At 45.5% G+C, this 25,983-nt stretch carries 27 protein-coding genes; all 27 read left to right on the top strand.

Going from position 1 to position 25,983, the window contains the following annotated elements:
- The first annotated feature begins 78 nt into the window (after positions 1 to 78).
- The 27 genes from SNR28_RS21910 to SNR28_RS21780 all read left to right on the top strand — a co-directional run bounded on the left by SNR28_RS21910 (position 79) and on the right by SNR28_RS21780 (position 25,982).
- A complete protein-coding gene (locus tag SNR28_RS21910) occupies positions 79 to 2,088 on the top strand; it encodes a flagellar hook-length control protein FliK (protein WP_375750887.1) in 2,010 nt (669 codons plus the stop codon).
- A 79-nt stretch (positions 2,089 to 2,167) separates the two neighbouring features.
- Positions 2,168 to 2,671: a flagellar basal body-associated protein FliL gene (gene fliL / locus SNR28_RS21905; protein WP_375750885.1), complete on the top strand. Its 504-nt coding sequence runs from the start codon at positions 2,168 to 2,170 to the stop codon at positions 2,669 to 2,671.
- Positions 2,672 to 2,678: 7 nt separating this feature from the next.
- Positions 2,679 to 3,731, top strand: a complete 1,053-nt coding sequence (fliM, locus tag SNR28_RS21900; RefSeq protein WP_375750884.1) for a flagellar motor switch protein FliM — start codon at positions 2,679 to 2,681, stop codon at positions 3,729 to 3,731.
- 54 nt (positions 3,732 to 3,785) lie between these two features.
- The gene (gene fliN, locus SNR28_RS21895) at positions 3,786 to 4,193 is read left to right on the top strand and encodes a flagellar motor switch protein FliN (RefSeq protein ID WP_375750883.1); all 408 of its coding nucleotides are present in this window, start codon (positions 3,786 to 3,788) and stop codon (positions 4,191 to 4,193) included.
- 4 nt (positions 4,194 to 4,197) lie between these two features.
- Entirely contained in the window at positions 4,198 to 4,587 is a 390-nt protein-coding gene (fliO, locus tag SNR28_RS21890; protein ID WP_375750882.1) for a flagellar biosynthetic protein FliO, read from the top strand.
- Positions 4,574 to 5,446, top strand: coding sequence for a flagellar type III secretion system pore protein FliP (gene fliP, locus SNR28_RS21885; protein ID WP_375750880.1), 873 nt, complete (start codon positions 4,574 to 4,576; stop codon positions 5,444 to 5,446). The genes fliO and fliP overlap by 14 nt, the downstream gene beginning before the upstream one ends.
- A 16-nt stretch (positions 5,447 to 5,462) precedes the next feature.
- Positions 5,463 to 5,732 carry a flagellar biosynthesis protein FliQ gene (gene fliQ, locus SNR28_RS21880; RefSeq protein WP_375750878.1) on the top strand — a complete coding sequence of 90 codons (270 nt, stop codon included), beginning with the start codon at positions 5,463 to 5,465 and terminating at the stop codon, positions 5,730 to 5,732.
- 8 nt (positions 5,733 to 5,740) lie between these two features.
- On the top strand, positions 5,741 to 6,523 hold the full coding sequence (gene fliR, locus SNR28_RS21875; protein WP_375750877.1) for a flagellar biosynthetic protein FliR: 783 nt from the start codon (positions 5,741 to 5,743) through the stop codon (positions 6,521 to 6,523).
- A gap of 9 nt (positions 6,524 to 6,532) precedes the next feature.
- On the top strand, positions 6,533 to 7,663 hold the full coding sequence (gene flhB, locus SNR28_RS21870) for a flagellar biosynthesis protein FlhB (RefSeq protein WP_375750875.1): 1,131 nt from the start codon (positions 6,533 to 6,535) through the stop codon (positions 7,661 to 7,663).
- 526 nt (positions 7,664 to 8,189) lie between these two features.
- On the top strand, positions 8,190 to 10,283 hold the full coding sequence (gene flhA / locus SNR28_RS21865) for a flagellar biosynthesis protein FlhA (protein ID WP_375750874.1): 2,094 nt from the start codon (positions 8,190 to 8,192) through the stop codon (positions 10,281 to 10,283).
- A gap of 28 nt (positions 10,284 to 10,311) precedes the next feature.
- A complete protein-coding gene (gene flhF / locus SNR28_RS21860) occupies positions 10,312 to 11,826 on the top strand; it encodes a flagellar biosynthesis protein FlhF (RefSeq protein WP_375750873.1) in 1,515 nt (504 codons plus the stop codon).
- A gap of 14 nt (positions 11,827 to 11,840) precedes the next feature.
- Positions 11,841 to 12,728, top strand: a complete 888-nt coding sequence (locus tag SNR28_RS21855; RefSeq protein ID WP_375750872.1) for a MinD/ParA family protein — start codon at positions 11,841 to 11,843, stop codon at positions 12,726 to 12,728.
- Positions 12,721 to 13,455, top strand: coding sequence for an RNA polymerase sigma factor FliA (locus SNR28_RS21850; protein ID WP_375750870.1), 735 nt, complete (start codon positions 12,721 to 12,723; stop codon positions 13,453 to 13,455). Before SNR28_RS21855 ends, SNR28_RS21850 begins: the two co-directional genes overlap by 8 nt.
- Before the next feature lie 44 nt (positions 13,456 to 13,499).
- A complete protein-coding gene (gene cheY, locus SNR28_RS21845) occupies positions 13,500 to 13,868 on the top strand; it encodes a chemotaxis response regulator CheY (protein ID WP_232767174.1) in 369 nt (122 codons plus the stop codon).
- A gap of 43 nt (positions 13,869 to 13,911) precedes the next feature.
- Entirely contained in the window at positions 13,912 to 14,631 is a 720-nt protein-coding gene (locus SNR28_RS21840; protein WP_375750868.1) for a protein phosphatase CheZ, read from the top strand.
- 9 nt (positions 14,632 to 14,640) lie between these two features.
- The gene (locus tag SNR28_RS21835) at positions 14,641 to 16,887 is read left to right on the top strand and encodes a chemotaxis protein CheA (protein WP_375750867.1); all 2,247 of its coding nucleotides are present in this window, start codon (positions 14,641 to 14,643) and stop codon (positions 16,885 to 16,887) included.
- Between the two features lie 15 nt (positions 16,888 to 16,902).
- On the top strand, positions 16,903 to 18,030 hold the full coding sequence (locus tag SNR28_RS21830) for a chemotaxis response regulator protein-glutamate methylesterase (RefSeq protein ID WP_375750865.1): 1,128 nt from the start codon (positions 16,903 to 16,905) through the stop codon (positions 18,028 to 18,030).
- A 9-nt stretch (positions 18,031 to 18,039) separates the two neighbouring features.
- Positions 18,040 to 18,816 (top strand): ParA family protein, encoded by a 777-nt coding sequence (locus SNR28_RS21825; RefSeq protein ID WP_375750864.1) that lies wholly within the window; start codon positions 18,040 to 18,042, stop codon positions 18,814 to 18,816.
- A complete protein-coding gene (locus SNR28_RS21820) occupies positions 18,809 to 19,909 on the top strand; it encodes a chemotaxis protein CheW (protein ID WP_375750862.1) in 1,101 nt (366 codons plus the stop codon). Before SNR28_RS21825 ends, SNR28_RS21820 begins: the two co-directional genes overlap by 8 nt.
- A 35-nt stretch (positions 19,910 to 19,944) precedes the next feature.
- Positions 19,945 to 20,439, top strand: coding sequence for a chemotaxis protein CheW (locus tag SNR28_RS21815; protein ID WP_375750860.1), 495 nt, complete (start codon positions 19,945 to 19,947; stop codon positions 20,437 to 20,439).
- On the top strand, positions 20,439 to 20,942 hold the full coding sequence (locus SNR28_RS21810; protein WP_375750859.1) for a DUF2802 domain-containing protein: 504 nt from the start codon (positions 20,439 to 20,441) through the stop codon (positions 20,940 to 20,942). The genes SNR28_RS21815 and SNR28_RS21810 overlap by 1 nt, the downstream gene beginning before the upstream one ends.
- Before the next feature lie 209 nt (positions 20,943 to 21,151).
- A complete protein-coding gene (ccmA, locus tag SNR28_RS21805; RefSeq protein WP_375750858.1) occupies positions 21,152 to 21,769 on the top strand; it encodes a cytochrome c biogenesis heme-transporting ATPase CcmA in 618 nt (205 codons plus the stop codon).
- Between the two features lies 1 nt (position 21,770).
- A complete protein-coding gene (gene ccmB, locus SNR28_RS21800) occupies positions 21,771 to 22,439 on the top strand; it encodes a heme exporter protein CcmB (protein WP_375750857.1) in 669 nt (222 codons plus the stop codon).
- Between the two features lie 141 nt (positions 22,440 to 22,580).
- Positions 22,581 to 23,318 carry a heme ABC transporter permease gene (locus SNR28_RS21795; RefSeq protein WP_375750855.1) on the top strand — a complete coding sequence of 246 codons (738 nt, stop codon included), beginning with the start codon at positions 22,581 to 22,583 and terminating at the stop codon, positions 23,316 to 23,318.
- Between the two features lie 20 nt (positions 23,319 to 23,338).
- Positions 23,339 to 23,545, top strand: coding sequence for a heme exporter protein CcmD (ccmD, locus tag SNR28_RS21790; RefSeq protein ID WP_375750853.1), 207 nt, complete (start codon positions 23,339 to 23,341; stop codon positions 23,543 to 23,545).
- Positions 23,542 to 24,027 (top strand): cytochrome c maturation protein CcmE, encoded by a 486-nt coding sequence (gene ccmE, locus SNR28_RS21785; RefSeq protein ID WP_375750852.1) that lies wholly within the window; start codon positions 23,542 to 23,544, stop codon positions 24,025 to 24,027. Before ccmD ends, ccmE begins: the two co-directional genes overlap by 4 nt.
- A complete protein-coding gene (locus tag SNR28_RS21780; protein WP_375750851.1) occupies positions 24,024 to 25,982 on the top strand; it encodes a heme lyase CcmF/NrfE family subunit in 1,959 nt (652 codons plus the stop codon). The genes ccmE and SNR28_RS21780 overlap by 4 nt, the downstream gene beginning before the upstream one ends.
- Position 25,983: the final 1 nt, after the last annotated feature.

The raw sequence follows: 25,983 nt of genomic DNA, 5'->3' as shown, positions 1-25,983 counted from the left end.
ATTGCAGGTTTTACACAAACAGGCGTATCTGACCTTTGTTCAGGTACGTGTCGCTAAACCTGATGTGAGTGTAAGTCTATGAGTCAAAATACCCTTTCTGTATCAGAGGTTGGAAAGTCATCTGCGCTTTTGCAAGCCGGAGCAGGCAGCAGCCAATCATCAGGTGAAGCATCGGAATCAGACGGTTTTCTAAGTGTCTTAGGCTCCATTTTTAGTTCCGAAACGGAAGGTACTGAGAAAGGCACTGAAGATGTTAAAAATGCCGATAAAGCAGTGGGTGAAAGTCTTGAAGCCACTGAAGCAGAGGGCGATGGTGAGAGTGCTACTAAGCTATTGGAACTAGAGGGAGATCTCACTGAAGGTGAAGAAGTGGATTCAGACCCGCAAGGCAACAAAAACAGCCTTGAAACTGAGCTGGAACCTCTATCCAAAGGAGAGAAAAAAGTCTCTGAAACCATGAGTGAAGGCAGCGCATTACTGGAACGTTTGGATGAGTCTAATCAGGCGCTCAAAAATGACAACTCCGGCAAGGAGTTGCCACAAAAACTAGCTCAGGAATCCAAGCAACACCTGGAAGATGGCCAGAATAAGGTGAGCAAGTTTATCGAATCTGATTCAGTCAAATTAAAAACGGCTGGTGATGAAGCGAAGATTCCAGAGGATTTAGTATCAAAGTATGTCCAGGTAAAAGGGACTGATACGAAAGAGCTTAGCGAAACCGACGCTGACTCTTTGAAGCAAATAACAGAGAAATTTGAAGCGCTAGAGAAACAGCAAGTGAAAGTGGTTGAAGGAGAGACGCCGGATACCGAGCAAGTAGCGCTTCAAATGAATAACAAAGTTGTTCAGTTAGATACTGAAGAGCATAAGAGTGAAGATATTGATGTTTCCGCTCTGGCTGTCAGTCAACTAAAGGCTGCGACAAGTGTGAATACCCCAAATACGCAGGCAACGAAAGGACAGGATAAAAAAGAGCCTATTAGCCCTGAATCATTAATTTGGGAAACAGGAAAAACGGCAAGTGCAGTCGGTGTTGGTGCCGCTCTTCATGCGGCTGAGCCATTAGCAGTACAAGCTGCTGGTGTGAGTGCTACAGCCGTTGAGTTGCCAATAGAAACCAGTTTGACTCAGCAAATTTTGAGCAAAGATCCGAGCGAGCTAACCGAAGAAGAGTTGCAAATATTGGCTCAGGCTTCAAGCAATGCTGCGGCGGTTCAGGAAGTCGCTAAGCAAGTACCTGATTCGGTTAAGTCTGCTGCAATGAGTTCTTCTGCTTACGCTTTAAATCAGCAATCTCAGGCTCAGCAATATCAAACGTTACAACAGCAGGCTCAATTAGCGAGTCAGCAAGCAGAAAAAGCGGTGGCTCAACAGATTTCGCAACCGGTAAGTACTAATCCAAATGCGATACCTGTGGATGTATCTCATTTATCAGCACAGCAGATGCAAACTGTTAACTCAGCCAACAGAACTGCTAACAATGCAGCCATGTTAGCTTCTATGACAGCTGCTGGTGCAGCAGGAGCAATGGCTGCGAAGAGCAAGGAAAAAGATAAAGATTTAAGTCAGCAGTTGGCTGGTATTGCTGGACAACAGGGTGTTCAGCAGGCACAAATTCGAAGTGAAGTGCAACAGGCCGCGGCACAATCTCCACTACAGCTAGCAAGAGAAGTTGGTGGTGAGCAGTTGGCTGAGCGCGTTCAAATGATGATGTCGAAGAATCTGAAAAACGTAGATATTCGCCTCGACCCACCTGAACTGGGAAGAATGCAGATTCGTATGTCGATGAATGGCGATATGGCATCGGTGCAGTTTACCGTTTCGAATCCACAGGCGAGAGATATGGTCGAACATGCAATGCCACGACTAAGAGAAATGTTATCTCAACAGGGTATTCAGCTAGCAGACTCATCGGTTCAGCAGCAGAATTCCGGACGTCAGCAGCAAGAATATGCAGCGGGAAATAACTCTAATGGTAACGGCTTATCGGGTGGTTCTTCAGCAGAAGATGAGCTAAACCTTGATGAAGCCATCAATCTTAATGCGAATATTGCTTCAAAAGATGATGGAATAAGCTATTACGCTTAATATTTTTATGTTCGACACACTCTTTTCAGTGTATAAAGCTGCACTGAAGTAATGGAATATTAATCAGTTAGAGACGAGTATGGCTGAAGAAGAAAACACAGAAGGCGGTGAAGCGCCCAAAGGGAAAAAGAAACTTTTAATTATCATTATTGCAGTAGTCGTTTTACTGGCTGGCGGTGGTGGTGCAGCATTCTTTTTGATGGGGTCGGATGACGCTGAGCAAACTGAAGAAATCGCAGACAGCTCAAGAGCGGCACTTCCTGAACCCGCGTCTTATGTAAACGTACCTCAACCTTTTTTGTTTAGTGCTCCGGGAAAGCAGCGGGACAGACTGGTGCAGGTTAAAGTGCAGTTGATGGTTCGTGGTCTTGATAATGAAGATATGGCGAGACACCACTCTCCATTGATTGAAAGTACGCTTTTGAACACATTTAGTACAGCGACCGTTGAACAGCTACGAACACCAACAGGCCGTACGCAGCTTCGTGATCAAGCGACGGATGATATTCGCGCGACAATGAATGAGGTTGTTGGGAAGCCGGTTGTCGAGAAAGTACTTTTTACAGACTTTGTAATTCAATAGGATTCAAGTGACTGATCTATTAACCCAGGACGAAATTGACGCGCTCTTACACGGTGTTGATGACGTTGATGAAGAAGAAGAGCTGCTCGATGAGGAGTCGGAATCTGCCGTAACCTTTGACTTCTCATCTCAGGATAGGATTGTCCGTGGTCGGATGCCGACTCTGGAGCTTATTAACGAGCGATTTGCACGTCATATGCGAGTCAGCTTGTTCAATATGCTTCGAAAGACAGCAGAAGTCTCCATCAACGGTGTACAGATGATGAAGTTTGGTGAATACCAAAATACATTGTATGTACCAACGAGCCTAAACATGGTGAGATTCCGACCGCTAAAAGGTACGGCGTTGATCACCATGGAAGCGCGTTTGGTATTTATCTTGGTAGAGAACTTCTTCGGCGGTGATGGTCGGTTCCACGCGAAAATCGAAGGTCGAGAATTTACACCTACTGAACGACGAATTATCCAGTTGCTTCTGAAAATTGTCTTTTCTGACTACAAAGAAGCCTGGTCTCCAGTTATGGGGGTCGAATTTGAATACCTCGATTCAGAGGTAAACCCTAGTATGGCTAACATCGTGAGCCCGACAGAGGTGATCGTTGTGAGTTCATTCCACATCGAAGTGGATGGTGGCGGTGGTGACTTCCACGTTGTAATGCCATATTCCATGGTGGAACCTATCAGGGAACTGCTTGATGCCGGTGTTCAGTCGGACAAGATGGAAACGGACGTACGTTGGAGTACTGCTCTCAGAGACGAAATAATGGACGTTCCGGTGAATTTCCGCGTTAACCTGCTGGAAAGAGACATCTCTCTGCGCGACCTGATGGAGTTGCAGCCGGGTGATGTTATTCCTATCGATATGCCAGAACATGCGGTGATGTATGTGGAAGAGCTTCCTACTTACAGAGTTAAGATGGGGCGTTCCGATGACAGGCTAGCAGTTCAGGTTTCTGAGAAGATCAAACGTCCTGAAGTGGTCAAATCTGATATCGCCTTCCTGAGTAAAGACATTATGTCTGAAATCAGTAATGAAGGTGAGTCGGACGACGATGAATAATACAGAGTGAGTTAAGGTTTCCGGTAGCGGAAATCAAGAATAAGGATAGTAACAATGGATCCGAATGAAGACCAAAAATTAGCAGACGAATGGGCCGCAGCCTTAAGTGAAGACCCAGCGGCACAGGGTGGCTCTGATGATATAGAAGCGGCACCGCTGGAAGAACTATCGGATACCTCTGCACCAATTACGGATGATGAGCGTCGTAAACTGGATACCATTATGGATATTCCGGTGACTATCTCAATGGAAGTCGGGCGCTCTCAAATCAGTATTCGTAACCTTCTACAACTCAACCAGGGTTCGGTTGTAGAGCTAGACAGAGTAGCTGGTGAGTCTCTGGACGTGATGGTTAATGGTACGTTGATTGCCCATGGCGAAGTGGTTGTGGTCAACGATAAGTTTGGTATTCGTCTCACTGACGTTATCAGCCAGACAGAGCGTATCAAGAAGCTTCGATAATAATATGAAGCTATTAGCTGCGCTTTTCTCCTCATTATTGCTTAGCACACCGGTACTTGCTGCCGGTGCATCTAGCATGGATATTGCGACCACTCTGGGTTCGCTACTCTTTGTTTTGGCTCTTATCCTTGTTTTGGCATGGGTGTTAAAAAGAATGCAGCATCCTGCGATAGGAAGTCAGAAAGATCTTAAGATTCTTAGGCAAATACCTGTAGGCACTAAGGAACGAATTGCCGTCGTGCAAGCCGGAGAAGAACAGTACTTAGTCGGTATCACGCCAAACTCCATAAATTTAATTTCCCGGTTAGATAAAACCCTAGACACCGAAGTGCCGGAATCGACACCATTTGCCAATCAACTATCACAAATACTGAAGAAAGATGCGAAGAAATAGTACTATCGCTGCCTTACTGGCAGCGTTTGTGTTTTTAATCTGCTCCCCTTTTGCATTAGCGCAGGAAGAATTGGAAACGCAGATACCAGCAACGGCTACCGGAGCTGAAACCATTACGGTTCAGGCGATGGAGAGTGCAGATGGAAATCGCCAGACAATAGCGCTAGGAAGCAGTTCTGGTGGTGGTGGTATTCCTGCCTTTACCATGACCGCGAATCCGGATGGTAGTGAAGACTATTCGATAAACCTGCAAATTCTTGCGTTGATGACCATGCTTGGCTTCCTGCCCGCCATGGTTATTTTGATGACTTCGTTTACCCGTATTGTAGTGGTCATGTCTATTCTCAGGCAGGCTATGGGTCTTCAGCAGACACCTTCGAATCAGGTGATCATTGGTATCGCTATTTTTCTTACCTTTTTTATCATGTCACCGGTTATCGATAAGGTGAACACAGATGCGGTTCAGCCTTATTTGAATGAAGAAATCACGGCAAGGCAGGCATTTGACCAGGCTCAAGGGCCGATGAAAAGTTTTATGTTGAAGCAGACCCGGGTGAAAGATCTTGAAACCTTTGTAAATATCTCAGGTTCAGACGCACAAAATCCAGAAGATGTTTCTATGGCTGTTTTGATTCCAGCGTTTATTACGTCTGAGCTAAAAACAGCTTTCCAGATTGGTTTTATGCTGTTTTTGCCATTTTTGATTATCGATCTGGTTGTTGCTTCCATTTTGATGGCGATGGGTATGATGATGCTATCTCCAATGATTGTATCGCTGCCATTTAAACTTATGCTATTTGTGCTGGTGGATGGATGGAACTTGATTCTGTCTACCCTCGCGGGCAGTTTCGCGTTGTAGCTAAGGAGAGCAGAATATGACACCAGAGATGTTTGTCGAGATATTCCGCGAGGCGCTTTGGATGGTGCTGATTATGGTGTGTGCCATCATAGTACCAAGCCTTCTGGTTGGCTTGATCGTGGCGATTTTTCAGGCGGCAACTTCGATTAACGAACAAACACTGAGTTTTCTACCACGTTTGATTGTAACGTTGCTCGCTTTGTCATTCCTCGGGCACTGGATGACACAGTCGTTAATGGGATTCTTCTTCGAGATGGTAGACAGGCTACCGTCGATTCTCTATTAGGTTCCATTATGGAGTATCCAACAACCATCATTCTGGATTGGATAGCCAACTATTTTTGGCCGTTTACTCGTATCTCAGCCATGTTTATGGTGATGACGGTAACGGGCGCTCGCTTTGTTTCAACCCGATTGAGGCTCTACCTTTCTCTGGCGGTCACTTTTGCCGTGATGCCAGCGATTCCGGCCGTTCCCCAAGAGCTTCAACTCCTCTCTTTTGAAGGCTTTCTCACTACCTTTGAACAGATACTTATTGGGGTTGCCATGGGTATGGTGACGCAGTTTATGATCCAGACTTTCGTTATGCTAGGCCAGATCCTCGGTATGCAGTCGAGTCTGGGTTTTGCTTCGATGGTAGATCCAGCGAACGGGCAGAACACCCCTTTGCTTGGTCAGTTGTTTATGTTTGTGGCGACCATGTTTTTTCTTGCAACAGATGGTCACCTAAAATTGATACAACTGGTGGTGTTCAGCTTCAAGAGCTTACCTATCGGTTCGGGTTCGCTGACAACGACAGACTTTCGTGAAATGGCGCTTTGGTTAAGTATCATGTTCAAAACGGCATTGAGTATGTCTTTGTCGGGGATTATCGCTCTGCTTACGATTAACCTGTCATTTGGTGTAATGACGCGTGCCGCACCACAGCTGAACATTTTTTCGCTTGGATTTGCATTTGCGTTAATTGTTGGTCTATTACTGTGTTGGTACATACTGCTTGGACTATTTAGCCATTACGATCTTTACTGGCTTGAAGGCGAGCAGCAGATTTGTCGATTGATTAGGCTGGATTGCTAGGAGGCTGAGTTGGCAGAACAAGACGGTCAGGAACGGACCGAAGACGCCACGCCCAGGCGGTTACAACAGGCGAGAGAAAAGGGGCAGGTCGCCCGCTCTAAGGAGCTGGCATCAGTTTCAGTGCTTGTTGTAGGGGCTTTATCATTAATGATGTACGGAGAAACTCTTGCGATGGGTTTGTTCCGCATGATGGAGCGCCTGTTTTCCCTGAGTCGCGATGAGATTTTCAATACAACTAAACTATTGGATATTGCGTCTGGGGCTTTAGTACAATTATTTCTGCCTTTAACACTGGTTCTGTTTACTCTTTTTGTTGCGGCATTAATTGGCGCTGCAGGTGTGGGTGGTATTAGCTTTTCTGTTGAAGCTGCGATGCCTAAAGCGTCTAAAATGAACCCACTCAGCGGGCTAAAACGCATGGTCGGATTGCAGAGTTGGGTCGAGCTAATCAAATCTATTCTTAAAGTGGCTCTTGTTGCTGGGGTAGCCTTTTATCTTATAGAACGCTCGAAGGTAGATCTGTTTCAGCTGAGTATGGATGTATTCCCACAAAACATTTTCCATGCATTAGAAATTCTTCTGAGTTTTATTCTACTTATTAGTTGTTCATTGCTGGTGGTTGTCGCCATCGATATTCCATTTCAGATTTGGCAGCATGCCGATCAGCTGAAAATGACGAAGCAGGAAGTGAAAGATGAGTATAAAGAAACTGAAGGTAAGCCGGAAGTAAAAGGCCGGATTCGTATGCTCCAGCGAGAAGCTGCCCAACGTCGAATGATGGCAGAAGTACCGACTGCGGATGTTGTTGTTACTAACCCGGAGCATTTCTCTGTTGCACTGCGATATGATACCAAAACCGATAAAGCGCCGATTGTCGTCGCCAAGGGTACCGATCACATGGCACTAAAAATTCGGGAAGTTGCCAGAGAGCATGATATTTATGTCATTCCAGCTCCACCTTTAGCGCGTGCTTTGTACCACTCCACTGAGTTAGAACAACAAATTCCAGATGGCTTGTTCGTTGCGGTAGCGCAGGTGCTTGCTTATGTATTCCAGTTAAAACAGTTCCGGAAACGTGGTGGTCAAAGGCCAGTGCTAGCAGAAGAGAATATGCCGATTCCACCGGATCTGCGTTATTAGGGTCGATCGTTAGAGTACGTGACTCACCGGGAATACTCGCTTCCATGAACCGCTATTTAAAAGATCAACGATTGTATTTACCAGTTTTTATTTGGCATGTTCAATACAGCGAGTACACCCGGTAAATCACTCCAGTTCCGTGCAATAAATACATTATCTGAATGATCGTATCTTGGTAGGTGTGTATTGGGTGTGCCCTATGGAATCAGCATGCCAAAATGAGAAATGTGATTCATCCACCTAGATTTTAAATAGCGGCTGATGGAATAGGGCATTCCCAGTACACATTTCAGGTATCTCACCACTGAATGTGAAACCTTTAAACAACGGCTATGGAATAAAGTATTCCCGTTATGCCCCTTCAAAGTAAGAGCCCGATTCGGGTATGGACTCAATGAAGCAAGCCTACCAGTCAACTTTTTGACTGAAAACCATGGACTAGATATTGCATATTACCCCCTAAGCGCTATTATCCATAAATTAACCTGTTGATTATCAATAGGTTTGAAACTACCTCAGCTGATATATGAAGTTTAATTTACCTTATTCCGACAGGTTACCAAGTATACCTACCAGAGCCCTTCCTGCTATTGGGGCACCTGTACTAGTACTTGCTACCCTCGGAATGATAGTTCTGCCTATCCCTCCGTTACTGCTGGATATCTCCTTTACCTTCAATATTGCCCTGGCAATGGTTGTTCTATTGGTAACGGTTTATACAAGGCGTCCGCTCGATTTTGCTGCTTTCCCGACAGTACTTCTGATAGCAACTTTGCTCAGGCTTGCTCTAAACGTTGCTTCTACACGGGTCGTTCTTTTGTATGGTCATGAGGGTGGTAATGCCGCTGGTAACGTTATTGAAGCCTTCGGTAGCGTCGTAATTGGCGGTAACTATGCGGTAGGTTTAGTGGTTTTCCTAATCCTGATGATCATCAACTTTATGGTTGTTACCAAAGGTGCAGGACGTATTTCCGAAGTAAGCGCCCGCTTTACGTTGGATGCCTTGCCAGGTAAGCAGATGGCGATTGATGCCGACTTAAACGCAGGCTTAATCGATCAGGAACAAGCAAGAACACGTCGATTCGAAGTGACTAAAGAAGCCGACTTCTACGGTTCGATGGATGGTGCTTCTAAGTTTGTAAAAGGAGATGCGATTGCAGGTATTCTAATCCTGTTTATTAACATTGTCGGCGGACTTTCTATCGGTATGATTCAATTCGATCTTGGTTTTCAAGAAGCGATTGAGATATATACCCTGCTGACTATTGGTGACGGTCTGGTTGCTCAGATTCCATCTCTTTTACTTTCTATCTCTGCTGCCATCATGGTGACCCGTCAGAATACTGATGAAGACATGGGTCAGCAGATGGTCTTCCAGATGTTCGATAACCCAAAAGCCCTGATTATCACTTCAGGGATCTTAGGGGTAATGGGTATCGTACCTGGCATGCCACACTTTGCATTCTTACTTCTTAGTACTTTAGCTGGTGTTGGTGCGTACCTGATACATAAAAAACAGAAGAAAGAAGCAGCCAAACCTAAGTTGCCAGAAGTGAAAGAGGGTGAAGCACCGGCTCAGAAAGAACTCTCATGGGATGACGTTCAGCCAGTTGATGTAATTGGCCTAGAAGTGGGCTATCGCCTGATTCCAATGGTGGACAGAGATCAGGGTGGAGAGCTTCTAGAGCGAGTTAAAGGTGTACGGAAAAAGCTTTCTCAGGACTTTGGCTTTCTTATTCCCGCGGTACATATCAGGGACAATCTTGAACTAACACCAAACAGCTATCGCATTACCCTTATGGGCGTTGCGGTTGGTGAAGCTGAAATCAGACCGGATCAGGAATTAGCGATTAACCCAGGTCAGGTATACGGTATGGTTGAAGGTGAACCGACGGTAGACCCAGCATTTGGCTTGGAAGCGGTTTGGATCAGAGAAGAGCACAGAGAGCATGCGCAAGCACTGGGCTATACTGTAGTAGACTCAGCAACGGTTTTAGCAACTCACTTGAGTCAATTACTGACCAATAATGCGTCACAACTTATTGGACACGAAGAGGTTCAGAACCTTCTTGAGATGCTGGGACGTTCGGCACCGAAGTTGGTTGAAGGGTTTGTGCCGGATCAGCTTAGCCTTGGAGTGGTGGTGAAAGTACTTCAAAACTTGTTGAATGAAGCGATTCCAATTCGAGACGTTCGGACAATTGTTCAAACACTGTCGGAGTACTCGAGTAAGAGTCAAGAACCTGACATTTTAACAGCGGCTGTTCGTATATCGTTGAAACGCCTTATTGTACAGGAAATCAATGGGATAGAGCCTGAATTGCCAGTGATTACATTGATTCCTGAACTGGAACAAATCTTGCATCAGACCATGCAGGCTTCTGGTGGAGAATCAACGGGTATAGAGCCTGGATTAGCTGAAAGGCTTCAGTCTTCATTGAGTCAGGCGACACAAGAGCAAGAGCTCAAGGGTGAGCCAGCAGTATTATTAACCTCCGGAGTACTCCGGACGACGTTAGCGAAGTTTGTGAAGAACACAATACCGAATCTCCGGGTGCTTTCTTACCAAGAAATTCCTGATGAAAAACAGATTCGAATTGTACAGGCAGTGGGTAATTAACCGTGCTGATTAAACTTGGACAAGTATCTTGAAGATAAAACGATTTTTCGCAAAGGACATGAGAACGGCACTGCTTCAGGTCAAAGAAGAGCTTGGAGCAGAAGCTGTAATTATGTCCAACAAAAAGGTGACCGGAGGCGTAGAGATTGTTGCGGCTGTTGATGGTGACTCAACTCCAGTAACTCCGGCTCCAACACAAAACAGTCGCTACTCTAACGACTTCTCTCAATCTCAGGTCAATAACCGATATGCCTCCCGAGAGCTACAAGAAGACAGAGTGAGTCTACAAGCTCAGACTCCTACCGGGGCGGGTCAAGGTTCGATGACCAAGCGCTTTGCTAACATGCTGAAGCAATATAGCCAGGAAGAAGGTCAGCAAAATGCGCCAGCGTCTACAGAAGCAGACTCGTTAGCTTCGTTGTTAAAAAGGCAAGCTGAGGGCAGAGATCAGACGCAAGACATGAGTAGAGGTGGCCGGGGCGCTATTTCTTCGTCATTATCAGAAGAGTCGGGTTTAGCACGTCTTATCGCAGAAGATCGAGATGCACCAAGACAATCGCCTAAACTCGATCCTACACGTTACGACAGGAAGCGTAGCGAGCCTCAGAATGAAGCAGATTCCGCTCAGGAGCTGGAGTCGATGCGAGAGGAGATGAACTCGATTCGTCGCTTGCTAGAGCATCAGGTGTCTGGCTTGATGTGGCAGGAAGTTGAACGTCGCGAACCTCTGCGCGCTATGCTCATTAAACGCCTAGAGAGAATGGGTCTATCTTCTGAACTGTCCGACCAGTTAGCATGTTATATACCTGAAGACACGCAGCCAGCGCAGGCCTGGAAAGCACTATTAGGATTGATTTCAGATCAGATAGTCGTAACCAAAACCGATATTCTCAAAAAAGGTGGTGTAGTCGCGTTGTTAGGTCCTACTGGTGTGGGTAAAACAACAACGATTGCAAAGCTTGCTGCCAGAGCTGCGATGGAATACGGCTCAGACAATGTTGCACTGGTTACCACAGACACTTACCGAATTGGTGCTCATGAACAATTGGCAATTTATGGTCGAATTATGGGCTGTCCGGTAAGAGTTGCTAAAGATTCTGATGAATTGGCCGAAGTAATATATCAACTTAGAAACCGTCGCTTAGTTCTTGTAGACACTGCTGGGATGGGACAAAGAGATGTAAGGCTATCGGAACAGCTAGACACACTTATGCAAAACAGTGGAGAGGCGATCAGTAGCTACCTGGTTCTTCCTGCTACTGCGCAGAGAAAAGTTCTGCAAGAAACCATAGAACACTTCAAGCGCATCCCGTTATCGGGCTGTGTATTAACGAAAATTGATGAGTCATTAAGCCTTGGTGAGTTTATCAGCGTTGTCGTAGAAAACGCTTTGCCTGTTGCTTACATAGCAAATGGACAGCGTGTACCGGAAGATATCGTGATAGCTCAACCTAAATATATGGTCGCAAAAGCAAACGAGTTGCTTGAGAAATCAACAGAGAATGAACCTCATTACTGGAATAGCGATTCTGAAGGATTCTAGCGGCGGACGAATTTATGACAAATAATATGATTAATGATCAAGCAAGCGGCCTCCGTCGCTTAGCACAACCTACACTTACCAAGGTTATTGCTGTAACCGGCGGTAAAGGTGGTGTAGGTAAATCAAATGTTACGTTAGGTCTGGCTATTGCTATTGCCCGCCAGGGTAAAAAAGTTATGGTTCTTGATGCTGATTTGGGGTTAGCAAACGTCGACGTAATGCTTGGTATCAAGAGTAAAAGAAACCTTGGACATGTACTTGCGGGTGAATGTGAGCTGAAAGATGCGATCGTAGAAGGCCCATATGGAATCAGAATCATTCCGGCAACGTCCGGGACTCAGAGCATGACTGAGCTGTCCCATGCTCAACACGCCGGTCTGATACGTGCTTTTGGTACGCTTGAAGAGGAGATGGATGTTCTTCTTATCGACACGGCAGCGGGTATTTCTGACATGGTAGTAAGCTTTTCAAGAGCAGCTCAGGATGTTTTAGTGGTGGTGTGTGACGAACCTACTTCGATCACGGATGCATATGCACTTATCAAGCTGTTAAGTCGCGAACACCAGGTACAACGCTTCAAAATTGTTGCAAATATGGTCAGAAGTTACCGAGAAGGCAGAGAATTATTCGCAAAGTTGACCTTGGTCACAGAGCGCTTCTTGAATGTGAGCCTTGAACTCGTAGCATGTATTCCATTGGATGATAAAGTTCGTCAGGCAGTCAAAAAACAGAAAATTGTGGTAGATGCATATCCACGTTCGCCAGCGGCACTTGCTTTGAGCTCTCTAGCAAATAAAGTGTTAACATGGCCAATACCGAAAAGCCCTAGTGGTCATCTCGAGTTTTTTGTGGAAAGATTGCTGATGAAGAAGGAATCAGTAGGAGAGCCTTTTGGTGAATAAGGCGCTAACATATGACCAAAAAGCGAATCTCAGTACACAGAGATCGTTTCTGGAGCAGTATTCAGATTTGGTTAAAAGAATCGCCCACCACTTATTGGGGCGATTGCCTCCTAGTGTCTTGGTAGAAGACTTAATACAGGCTGGAATGATAGGCCTGATTGAAGCGCAGCAGAATTATGACGCCTCTAAAGGTGCGAGTTTCGAGACTTATGCGGGAATTCGTATTCGAGGGGCAATGTTAGATGAAGTTCGTAAAGGTGACTGGGTACCTCGCTCAGTCCATAAAAATAATCGAACGATAAGTCAGGCTATAAATGAGCTGGAATCATCTCTAAAAAGAGATCCAACGGACGCAGAAGTTGCCGCTCATCTAAATTTGACACTTGAGCAGTATCACGCTGCTCTATCTGATATAAACTGTTCCCGTTTGGTTGGTATTGAAGATTTAGGTGTATCGGAAGATGTCATCACCAAAGAAGACAATCTTGATGAGAATACACCGTTTCAGGGTGTGGCGGATGAGAATTTTCGTCAGGCTTTAGTCGATTCGATCAAAAGTCTTCCCGAAAGAGAAGCATTAGTTCTTTCACTTTATTATGATGAAGAGCTAAATTTAAAAGAAATAGGTGAAGTTTTGGGTGTTAGCGAATCTCGCGTCAGTCAAATACTTAGCCAGTCAATGCAACGATTGCGCATTAAACTTAGTGCGTGGACTCAAAACGATTAATAACACTGACTTGAAACTCAGTGGAGGCAATTTTGAATAAAAACATGAAGATCCTCATTGTTGATGACTTCTCAACAATGCGCAGAATTGTAAAGAACTTACTACGTGACTTGGGTTTCAATAATACCCAGGAAGCGGATGATGGTTTGACGGCGCTACCAATGTTGAAGAAAGGTGAATTCGACTTTGTGGTGACCGACTGGAATATGCCGGGTATGCAAGGGATTGATCTGCTAAAGAATATTCGTGCAGATGAAGAACTAAAGCACTTACCAGTTTTAATGATTACAGCAGAAGCTAAGCGAGAGCAAATTATCGAAGCAGCTCAGGCTGGTGTTAATGGTTACATTGTTAAGCCTTTCACCGCTGCTACGTTAAAAGAAAAGCTTGATAAGATTTTCGAACGCTTATAACGCCTTGGCGAGTAATCAGTAAGCGTTGAAAGGGCTTATTAAGATGATTTCTTTAGAGCAAGCAAAACAATTAGTAGAACTGTTGGAAAACGACCAGCAGGAAGAAGCTGATCAGCTCGTTTTATCACTGCAACAAGATACCACCAACCCGATGCTAAAAGAGGTCGGTGAGTTAACTCGGAATCTGCACGATTCTCTGGCTGAGTTCAGGTTTGACCCACGGATGAGTCAGATAGCCAACGAAGAGATACCGGATGCCCGAGACAGGCTAGAGTATGTGATAGCAAAAACAGAGCAAGCAGCTAACAAAACCATGGATGCGGTAGAAACCACGCTGCCAATTGCAGACAAGTTGCATGAGAGCCTTCTGCTTATCCGTCCGACCTGGAACCAGCTTATGGCTGGGAAAATTGAGTTAGCTGAGTTTAAAGCGCTATGCCACAGAGTTGATGACTTATTGTCGCAAGTCGAAGGGGACAGTACTGAACTTAGAGGCCAGCTCACTGAGATTTTGATGGCGCAAGACTTCCAGGATTTAACCGGGCAGATTATTACCAGGGTAATTACCCTTGTACGGGAAGTGGAAGACCGTTTAGTCGAGATATTGACGACTTTTGGTGTTGATCAAAAAGAGAATAAAACAGAAACAGCACAAAATGTGTCCACAGAGCCAGAAGGACCGATTCTTAACCCGCACGAGAGAGAAGATGCTGTTTCCTCCCAGGACGACGTCGACGACTTGTTGTCTAGTCTAGGATTCTAGAGGTAATGTATGAGCTACGAATTAGATGAAGATATCCTTCAGGACTTTCTGGTTGAAGCCGGTGAGATCTTAGAGCTGTTGTCAGAACAACTTATAGAGCTCGAGAATAACCCTGAAGACGGCGATCTGTTAAACGCAATTTTCCGCGGCTTCCATACTGTAAAAGGTGGAGCTGGTTTCCTTTCATTAACAGAGTTAGTCGATGCCTGTCACGGTGCCGAAAACGTCTTCGATATTCTTCGAAATGGTCAACGCAGTGTTACTGCTGATCTGATGGATACCATCCTTCAGGCATTAGATGCAGTAAATGTTATGTTTGCCGCCGTTCAGGAGAGAGAACCTCTTACTCCGGCAGATCCTGCTCTTCTAGAGGAACTTCATAGGTTGAGCAAACCAGAGAGCGCTGACGAAAAGGCGGCAGTGTCTGAGCCGGTAGCTGAGGTCGAAATCCCGGCAGAACCAGAAGCTCCTGTTGTTGAAGAAGCTCCAGCAACTGCGATTGATGCTGATTCTATAGACGACATTACTCAAGACGAATTTGAAAAACTTTTAGACCAACTTCATGGTAAAGGTACTGCACCAGGTGCTACGAAAGAAGCTCCTGCTGCTCCAGCTCCTCCGAAAGCGGCTGTACCAGAAAAGGCAGCTCCGACGGTTGATAGTGGCGATATAACAGACGACGAGTTCGAAAAACTGCTCGACCAGCTCCATGGCAAAGGTGCTGCTCCTGGTCAGGCAACTGCGGCTAACCCTCCCGCTGCTTCTGCACCTGTGGCTAAAGCACCTGTAAGTAATCCGGCTGCAGATGACGATCTCATGACAGATGATGAGTTTGAGAAGCTTTTGGATCAATTGCACGGCACTGGTAAGGGGCCAAGTATAGAAGAGCTTGATGCTGCAACTAAGCCAGTAACAGCGAATACTACACCAGCGACACCACCGCCAGCGGCTCCAAAACCGGAAGCAAAACCGACGCCTAAACCTGCGAAGCCAGCCGCTAAAAAAGCAGCAGCTCCTGCTAAAGCTGCTGAGAAACCTGGCGCCGCTAAGCAACAAAATCAGGCACCTAAACCTCAGGCAGAGGCAACAGTTCGTGTTGATACCTCAACACTAGATACCATTATGAATATGGTGGGTGAGCTGGTATTGGTACGAAACCGTCTTGTTAGCCTTGGTTTAAACCGTAACGATGAAGAAATGTCAAAGGCGGTTGCTAACCTAGATATTGTAACTGCTGACCTTCAGGGCGCGGTTATGAAGACGCGTATGCAGCCAATCAAAAAAGTGTTTGGCCGATTCCCTCGCGTAGTACGTGACCTTGCAAGAACACTTAAGAAAGACATTGTTCTTGAAATGCGTGGCGAAGATACGGATCTGGATAAGAACCTTGTCGAAGCCCTTGCTGATCCACTTATTCACTTGGTTCGTAACTCTGTTGACCACGGTATCGAAATGCCGGACATACGTGAGAAAGCAGGTAAGTCTCGCACAGGCAAAGTTATTCTGTCTGCTTCTCAGGAAGGTGACCATATTGAACTCGCTATCGTTGATGATGGTGGCGGTATGGACCCGGATAAGCTGAGAGGCATCGCTGTTAAACGCGGGCTTATGGATACAGAAGCCGCTTCGCGTTTAACGAACAAAGAGTGTTTCAACCTTATTTTTGCACCAGGTTTTTCTAGTAAAGACCAGATTTCAGATATTTCAGGCCGTGGTGTTGGTATGGACGTTGTTAAAACGGCGATCAATACGCTTAATGGCTCAGTAGATGTCGACTCAGAGATGGGTAAAGGTACTAAGATAACCATTAAAGTACCTCTGACTCTGGCAATTCTTCCGACACTGATGGTTGGAGTTTGTGAGCAGCCATTTGCACTACCACTAGCAAGTGTAAATGAGATATTCAATCTGGACCTGAGCAAGACAAATGTGGTTGATGGTCAGCTAACAATTATTGTCCGTGAGAAATCTATTCCATTGTTCTATCTGCAAAACTGGCTTGTACCTAAAGCAGGTATGGTCGATCAGCGTAAAGGGCATGGTCACGTCGTAATTGTTCAAATTGGTAGTCAGCGAGTTGGTTTTGTTGTCGACTCGTTGATCGGTCAGGAAGAAGTGGTCATTAAGCCACTAGATGAACTTCTACAAGGCACGCCAGGAATGGCTGGTGCAACGATCACTAGTGATGGTCATATTGCACTTATCCTTGATGTACCAAACTTATTAAAAGAGTACGCAACTCGTTCTCGCATGTAATTGAAGAAGGGATTTATGGCAGTAAGAGTACTGGTTGTAGATGATTCAAGCTTTTTTAGACGCAGAGTAAGTGAGATTATTAACTCCGATGCGCGTCTTGAAGTAGTGGATGTAGCAACCAATGGTAAAGAGGCAGTACAGAAGGCAAAAGAGATTAAGCCAGATGTAATTACAATGGACATCGAGATGCCAATTATGGATGGCATTACGGCTGTACGAGAAATAATGAAAGTTCAGCCAACGCCGATTTTGATGTTCTCTTCTCTTACTCATGACGGAGCGCGAGCAACTCTTGATGCTCTGGATGCTGGTGCATTGGACTTCTTACCTAAGAAGTTTGAGGACATTGCCAGAAACCGAGATGAAGCAACTCAGCTCCTCCAACAGAGGGTTGCGGAGATAGCTCGTAAGCGCGCATTTATGCGAAGAACCGCATCTGCGCCAGCAGCTCCAACAACGACGACAAGAAGGACCACCACAAGTACTTTAAGAAGTACGACTGCGGCTCCAGCGTCCGGTCGAACTGAATCTGTTACCAGCAGAGCCAAGTTTCGGGCCAGCGGTAAGAAGTATCAACTTACCGCAATTGGCACATCCACAGGTGGTCCCGTTGCTCTACAGAAAATTCTTACAAAACTTCCTGCTAACTACCCGCATCCAATCGTGCTGATACAGCATATGCCAGCGACGTTTACCGCTGCTTTTGCCAGTCGCCTGAACTCACTTTGTAAGATTCAAGTGAAAGAAGCCGAAGATGGGGATGCTCTGCGCCCGGGGGTTGCTTATCTTGCTCCTGGCGGCATGCAGATGATGATAGATGGTCGCCCTGGAAGTGCCAGACTTAAAGTTTTGGACGGCGGTGACCGTATGAATTACAAGCCTTGTGTCGATGTGACTTTTGGATCTGCGGCTAAGATATATGGCGATAAAGTTCTTTCCATGGTGCTAACAGGCATGGGGGCTGACGGACGCGAAGGTGCACGTATGCTGAAATCTGCAGGTGCAACCATTTGGGCTCAGGATGAAGAGAGCTGTGTGGTTTATGGCATGCCACAGGCTGTTGCTAAGGCAGGGCTTTCTTCAGAAGACTTGCCTTTGGAACGCATATCAGAACGAATGCTTGTCGAAATTGGCATGGCGTAGGAGTCGTTGATGATAGTCTGGAGTGTAGCAAACCAGAAAGGTGGTGTTGGTAAGACAACGACAACAGTGACTCTCGCTGGTCTGCTGGCGAAAAAAGGTCATCGAGTTTTGTTGGTTGATACGGATCCTCATGCCTCTTTGACAACCTATTTAGGTTTTGACTCCGATGCGGTGGCTAAAAGTTTATTCGACCTTTTCCAATTGCCAGAGCTGGATCGTGAAAGTGTTCTACCACTTATCCTGAAAACAGAGGTTGAGAACATTGACCTTGTTCCGGCTCATATGTCCCTTGCAACATTAGATCGTGTTATGGGTAACCGCAGTGGGATGGGGCTTATCCTCAAACGGGCATTATTGGCGCTTCACAACGATTATGATTATGTTCTGATCGATTGTCCGCCAATACTGGGCGTAATGATGGTGAATGCTCTGGCAGCAAGTGATCGTATACTGATCCCAGTCCAAACTGAGTTTCTGGCAATGAAAGGCCTTGAACGTATGGTTCGCACTCTTGCGATTATGCAGAAGTCGCGTAATCGTGAGTTTAAAACGACCATCGTCCCGACAATGTATGATAAGCGTACCAGAGCGTCGTTACAGACACTGACGCAACTTAAGAAGGACTACCCGGATCAAGTCTGGACTTCAGCCGTTCCAATCGATACAAAATTCCGAGATGCAAGTTTGAAACGTTTGCCAGCCTCTCATTTCGCTGAAGGGAGCAGGGGTGTGTTTGCTTATAAACAACTGCTGATTTATTTGGAGAGGCTTGCGGTTGATGGATAGAAGAGACCATATATTGTCAGGTGAAGAAGCGCTGGATGAGTATTTTACAGCGCTGCTGGAAGAAGAGCTTGAAGATGTTTCGGTAACTCCGGCTTTAGAGGTTGTCGTTTCTGACAAGGCTCCGGCAGAGACAGTTGCGGTCAAAGCAGCAGTAACTGAGTCTGCTCCAGTTGAACAACCGGTGGCTGAACTCGCATATAGTGAAGAAGCGGAAGCAGAAGCATCGGCTTCGGATGTTGATGCTCTTGTACCTGAAGCAAAATTACAACCTGACTTTCATTCGTCCTATACTGAACTTGAGTACAACGAGTTTGAAGTACCCGCACTCGAAGATGTGCAGCGTTTACTTGATAAACTCGAAACGACCGATTTTGCGGCTGACGTTTCTACTATCATGGAGCAAAACACTGATGAAATAGCGAAATCAGTGGTAACAGAACCAGTTGCTGAAGTAGTAGAAGAGATTCAGGACTGGGTTATACCAGAAGTTGAAGAAGTCATTTCTGAGGAAGTTGTTGCTGAACCAGAAGTAGTTGTATCCGAAGTAGCAGAAGTTACTGAAGAAATCGTTGTCGAAGAAGAGGTTGAACTGGAAATTCAGGCTGGTGGGTTGGATATCTCCGACTGGCAAAGTACAGAACGTACTGAAGATTTCCAGGTACTCTATTTTGAAGTAAGTGGTATTACTTTTGCGGTTCCACTAGATGAGCTGGGTGGTATTCACCGAAAGGGTGATATGAGTCATTTGATTGGGCGTCCAGAGTGGTATTTAGGACTTCAGACAAACAAAGAAGACCAATTGGATGTTGTTGATACGGCTAAATGGGTAATGGCCGATCGCCTTACCGATGACAGCCATAAAGAAAACTATCAGTATGTTGTTATGTTAGGACTGAGTAATTGGGGACTGGCAAGCACAGAACTGAAAGGTACTGAAACCTTAAACGCTGATAAAGTAAATTGGCGTACGCAGGCAGGTAAGAGACCGTGGCTTGCGGGAATGGTAAGAGAGAAAATGTGTGCTTTGATTCATGTTGAAGCACTTATAAAAATGTTAAATGCTGGTCTGGATGTAAAATCTCTAGATAGTTGATCAATTTGTCCGTAGTGACACAGAGAGGATAAACCATGTCTCAAGTGAATGAAGTAGAAGCTAAAAAAGATCAAGCTAATGACGAAGTACTTCAGTGGGTAACTTTCCAACTGGAAGAAGAGACTTACGGCATTAACGTAATGCAAGTCCGTGAGGTTCTGCGTTATTCAGAAATCGCACCAGTACCAGGTGCTCCAGACTATGTTCTGGGCATTATTAATTTGCGTGGTAATGTTGTCACCGTTATCGACACACGTTCTCGTTTTGGTTTGATGGAAGGTGAGGTAACGGATAATACTCGTATTATTGTTATTGAATCAGAACGTCAGGTAATCGGTATTCTGGTTGATAGTGTTGCTGAAGTTGTTTACCTACGCTCTTCAGAAATCGACACAACACCAAGTGTTGGTACTGATGAAAGTGCTAAGTTTATTCAGGGTGTAAGCAACCGTGATGGTAAGTTGTTGATTCTTGTTGACCTGAACAAACTTCTTACTGACGAAGAATGGGCTGAAATGGCGCACCTGTAATGGTTGAGTCGGTTAGCGCAAATTTGATTCCCCTGGCAATCGGGGGAATTGTATTTGTGGTGCTTGTTCTGTTCGTATGGTTAAGAGGCAGAGCGCAAGCACAGCAGCAATCTGATAAGTTACGTCAAGCTACCCGCCAGATGGATAAAGAGCTTCAGAAAGCGAACAATCAGCTCCTTGAAGTGCGCTCCGTGGTTGTAGGGCTTGGTCAGAAAGTCACAGAGCAACAAGACCTGATTCAACACCTCTCAGAAAGAGTCAATGAGCTTGAGCACGTAGATTCTGATAGTCGGCTATATTCAAGAGCCAGTAAAATGGTTCAACTGGGTGCGGGCATTGATGAATTAATCGAAGAGTGCGAACTACCAAAAGCTGAAGCTGAGCTAATGATGTCGCTACAGAATAAAATTGCTGGTAAGGAGAGTGTCCCTCCTCTAAGCAGGCAAGCAACTAATCAGGGTAAACGTGCAACTGCACAAAGAAAACAACCAATCAAAAGATAATGGACTGTTATCAAAAGGTTACATAAAAGAGCGCTTGCGCTCTTTTTTTATAACTACCTCTAAAGTATTATGTAACGATATTTTTTTGTAATTTTGTGATAAAGCAGCGAATCACAAGAAAAATATTTAGGTTTCCGGCTGTATACGCACTGTCTGCGCTCTTTCGCACTATGTTAAGATAACCGTCTATTTCATAAATTATTACGTTCATGTTAGAAGTATCAAATCTTACGGCAATAAGGGATGAAAGAGTTCTTTTTGAAGATCTCTCCTTTAAGGTCAACTCAGGTGAAATTGTCCAGATTGAAGGGCGAAATGGCACCGGCAAGACGACTATGCTCAGGATCATTGCAGGACTGGGTGACAAAGATGGCGGTGATGTATTCTGGAAACAGGTGTCAACGCAATCTGACAGAGACGCGTTCCATCAAGATCTCCTGTTCTTAGGTCACCAAACCGGTGTAAAAAGAGAACTGTCTGGTTTTGAAAATCTCGCTTTCTATCAGTCTATCCACCAAAAGAGTGCTGACAAAGAGATCCTATGGCAGGCGCTGGCTCAGGTTGGTCTCGCTGGTCGTGAAGATGTTCCGGTAGCCCAGCTTTCCGCAGGACAACAGCGACGTGTTGCATTGGCTCGGCTGTGGATTAGTGAACAACCTTTGTGGATTCTTGATGAGCCGCTTACCGCAATTGATAAGCAGGGCGTGAAAGTTCTGGAGAACCTGTTTCTAGAGCATGCCGAAAAAGGCGGAATCGTACTTCTAACTACCCATCAGGATATGTTTGAAGATTCACCAAAACTTAGAAAAATAAAATTGGGTGAATGATATGCTGAGTTCTATGATATCCATAATCCGCAGAGAGTTATTGATAGCTTTTCGCCGTCAGGCAGATATTCTTAACCCTCTTTGGTTCTTCATTATCGTTATCACATTATTTCCACTGAGTATCGGCCCGGAACCGAACCTACTTGCGCGTATCGCTGCGGGTATTATTTGGGTGGCCGCTCTGTTATCTGTTCTCCTCTCAATGGAGCGCTTGTTTAGGGATGATTTTGCTGATGGTGCACTGGAGCAGATGATGTTGTTTCCGGTCCCGCTTCAAGTTGTCGTTATTTCAAAGGTTATAGCGCACTGGTTGCTTACCGGTTTGCCACTTATTCTAATTAGTCCTCTATTAGCTGTATTGTTATCCCTGGACTTTAATACATGGAAAACAGTTGTATTGACTCTGTTGGTCGGAACACCAACGCTTAGCTTCATTGGAGCGATTGGTGTAGCGCTGACAGTCGGACTACAAAAAGGTGGCGTTCTACTAAGTTTGTTGATCTTGCCGCTGTTTATTCCTGTATTGATTTTTGCAACTTCCGCTATCGATGCTGCGAGTCTGGGAATGGCATACAACGGACAACTGGCCATCATGGCTGCTATGCTCGTAGGCTCTATTACGCTTACACCGTTTGCAATAAGTGCAGCACTTCGAGTTAGTGTGAATTGATACCCTTAAACACCCCATTTGGGGTATTGCTACGACTAAAGTATTAGGATAAATCTTTGGTCAGATGAATTTAAGTTTATATCGGCATTCTAACTACTAATAGGTCGATATTGTGTTAATGAAGCAAGAGTGAGATTAACAATGTGGAAATGGCTCCATCCATATTCTAAACCTGAAACCACATATCGATTGTGTGGCAAACTTCTACCCTGGTTTTCGGTTCTGGCGATTTTTTGTCTGGGCGTAGGTACGATCTGGGGATTGGCATTCGCCCCTTCTGATTATCAACAAGGAGATAGTTTTAGAATTATCTATATTCATGTGCCTTCTGCTATCTGGTCGATGGGTGCGTATATGTCTATGGCAATTGCTGCGTTTATAGGGATTGTCTGGCAACTAAGATTATCGAATATGGCGGCTGCTGCAATGGCGCCAATCGGAGCTGTGTTCACGTTTATTGCATTGCTTACTGGAGCCATCTGGGGTAAACCGATGTGGGGTGCCTGGTGGGTATGGGATGCAAGGTTAACTTCTGAACTTATTCTTCTTTTCCTCTATCTTGGTGTAATCGCGCTTTACCATGCGTTTGATGACCAGAAGACGGCAGCAAAAGCTGCAGGTATTCTTGCGATCGTTGGTGTTGTAAACCTTCCGATCATTCACTTCTCTGTTGAGTGGTGGAACACTCTTCATCAGGGTGCGACAATTACTAAATTTGAAAAACCATCGATTTCAGGGGACATGCTTTGGCCACTGCTTCTTAATATCTTTGGTTTTGCCTTCTTCTTTGTCAGTGTGACGCTGGTAAGATTCAGAAACGAAATATTGTCCAAAGAGAGCCATAGACCTTGGGTTCAGGCGCTCGTGGCGGATAAGTAAGAGATCGGGAGATTAAGATTATGCATTTTGAGAGTTTTTCTGATCTTTTGGCAATGAGCGGTTATGGCGCTTATGTCTGGAGTGCGTTTGGTATTACATTTTTAGCGCTCTTTATCTTGCTTTGGAACAGTATTTCTACGGGCAAAAAGATTACTAAAGAAATTAAAGCTAAGCAGGCTCGTCAGGCGAGAATCGATGCTGCGAAGAATTTGGAGAATACCCTATGAACCCAAGACGTAAAAAAAGGATGGGCCTTCTTCTTGCCCTGTTTTTTGGTGTAAGTGCAACTGTTGGTCTTATCGTCTACGCGCTAAACCAGAATATGGACCTTTTCTATACTCCAACCGAAATGGTTTATGGTAAGCCAGATGGCAGCAAGCCAGAAGTAGGGCAACGCCTGCGTATTGGTGGCATGGTAGTAGAAGGAACGGTGAAACGCGATCCTTCTTCGTTGAAAGTTAGCTTTGACTTAGCGGATGTTGGCCCTGCTGTCACTATTGTTTATGAAGGTATTCTTCCTGACTTGTTCCGAGAGGGGCAGGGGATAGTTGCTCAAGGTGTAATGACGGACGAGAAAACCATCGAAGCGTTTGAAGTACTCGCAAAACACGATGAAGATTATATGCCACCTGAAGTTGCTGAAGCGATGGATAAAATCCATACACCGCTTGAGTACTCAGAAGAGCAAACAAAAGGAAGTGATCAATGATTGCTGAGATTGGTCACTTTGCACTGATCGTTTCCCTTGGAATGTCAGTGCTACTAAGTATTTTGCCATTGGTGGGTGCGCAGCAAAGGTCATCTATGTTGATGAGCACTGCGCGTCCTTTGTCCTGGGGTATGTTCCTACTTCTATTGCTATCTTTCGCAATACTGTTGTGGGCGTTTTACACCAACGATTTTACTGTCGCTTACGTAGCCAGTAACTCAAACACAGAGTTGCCTTGGTACTACAGACTAACGGCTGTCTGGGGGGCTCACGAAGGTTCTTTACTGTTATGGGCTCTGATACAGGCTGGCTGGACAGTTGCGGTTGCAGTATTTAGTCGTGGTATGCCTCAGGAGTCTGTCGCACGAGTTCTTGCCGTGATGGGCATGATAACGGTGGGTTTCCTGCTGTTTATTATCATGACCTCTAACCCATTTGATCGAACATTACCGTTCTTCCCGATTGATGGTCGAGATCTGAACCCATTGCTTCAGGACCCTGGGTTGATTATCCACCCTCCTATGCTTTATATGGGCTATGTAGGCTTCTCGGTCGCTTTTGCATTCGCTATTGCTTCACTAATGTCAGGCCGTTTGGATACTGCATGGGCTCGTTGGTCACGCCCTTGGACCATCGCTGCGTGGCTGTTTCTGACTTTAGGTATTGCGCTGGGTTCTTGGTGGGCTTACTACGAACTAGGCTGGGGTGGCTGGTGGTTCTGGGATCCGGTAGAAAATGCTTCTTTTATGCCTTGGTTAGCAGGTACAGCGCTAATGCACTCATTAGCAGTGACAGAAAAGCGCGGTACGTTTAAAGCTTGGACGGTACTACTTGCTATCTCTGCGTTCTCGCTAAGCTTACTTGGTACTTTCTTAGTTCGTTCTGGTATTTTGGTTTCGGTACACGCATTTGCATCTGATCCTGCGCGAGGCATGTTTATCCTGGGCTTCCTTGTGTTTGTTATCGGTGGTTCTCTACTGCTGTTTGCACTCAAAGGATCGACAGTTCGAGTAAGAAGTAATTTTGAACTGTTCTCTCGTGAGAATGCGCTTCTTGCAAACAACGTTCTCCTCGTTGCAGCCCTGGTTGTTGTACTTATCGGTACGTTGTTGCCTCTTGTACATAAACAGATTGGCCTCGGGTCTGTTTCTATCGGTGCACCGTTCTTTAATACGTTGTTTACCTGGCTGATGATTCCATTTTCTTTCTTGCTTGGTATCGGTCCTCTTATCCGTTGGAAACGTGATCAAATTGGTCCACTAGTTAAACCTATGCTTGTGTCAGGTGTCATCTCTGTTGCTCTGGGCGCTGGTTTGGTTGCTCTGTTGGGCGATGGATTCAGCGGTATGGCGTTCCTTGGTTGGATAATGGCGATCTGGATAATTGCCTTGCATGGATATGAGATTCACCAGCGTGCGACTCATAGGCACACATTTGCTGTTGGCATCAAGAAGCTACAACGCAGCCATTGGGCGATGATGATGGGCCATATCGGCCTGGCAGTATCGGTAATTGGTATCGCTATGGTGCAGAACTACAGTATCGAGAAAGACGTACGCCTTGCTCCAGGTGAGCACTTCCAGTTACAGGAGTACGATTTCTACTTTGCTGGATTGCGCGATAAAGATGGTCCGAACTATGATGGCTACATCGCAGACTTTGAGATCACCAAAAACGGTAAGGCTGTAACGACACTTCACGCAGAGAAGCGTTTTTATCGCCATGCTGGCTCAATGATGACTGAAGCTGCGTTGGACCCAGGTATTACACGTGATCTCTATATCGCAATGGGTGAGCGTCTGGGAGACGACAACTCATGGGCAGTACGTTTGTACTACAAGCCATTTGTACGTTGGATCTGGGCCGGCAGCCTGTTGATGGCTCTGGGTGGTGCAATTGCTATTAGTGATAAACGTTATCGCTTCCGTAAAAAAGCAAAGTCAGTAGAGGCGTAAA

It is taken from the genome of Vibrio iocasae (assembly GCF_042245395.1).
Taxonomy (GTDB): domain Bacteria; phylum Pseudomonadota; class Gammaproteobacteria; order Enterobacterales; family Vibrionaceae; genus Vibrio; species Vibrio iocasae.
The sequence above is the reverse complement of the archived record's forward strand: the minus strand, read 5'-3'. Positions and strand labels throughout refer to the sequence as shown.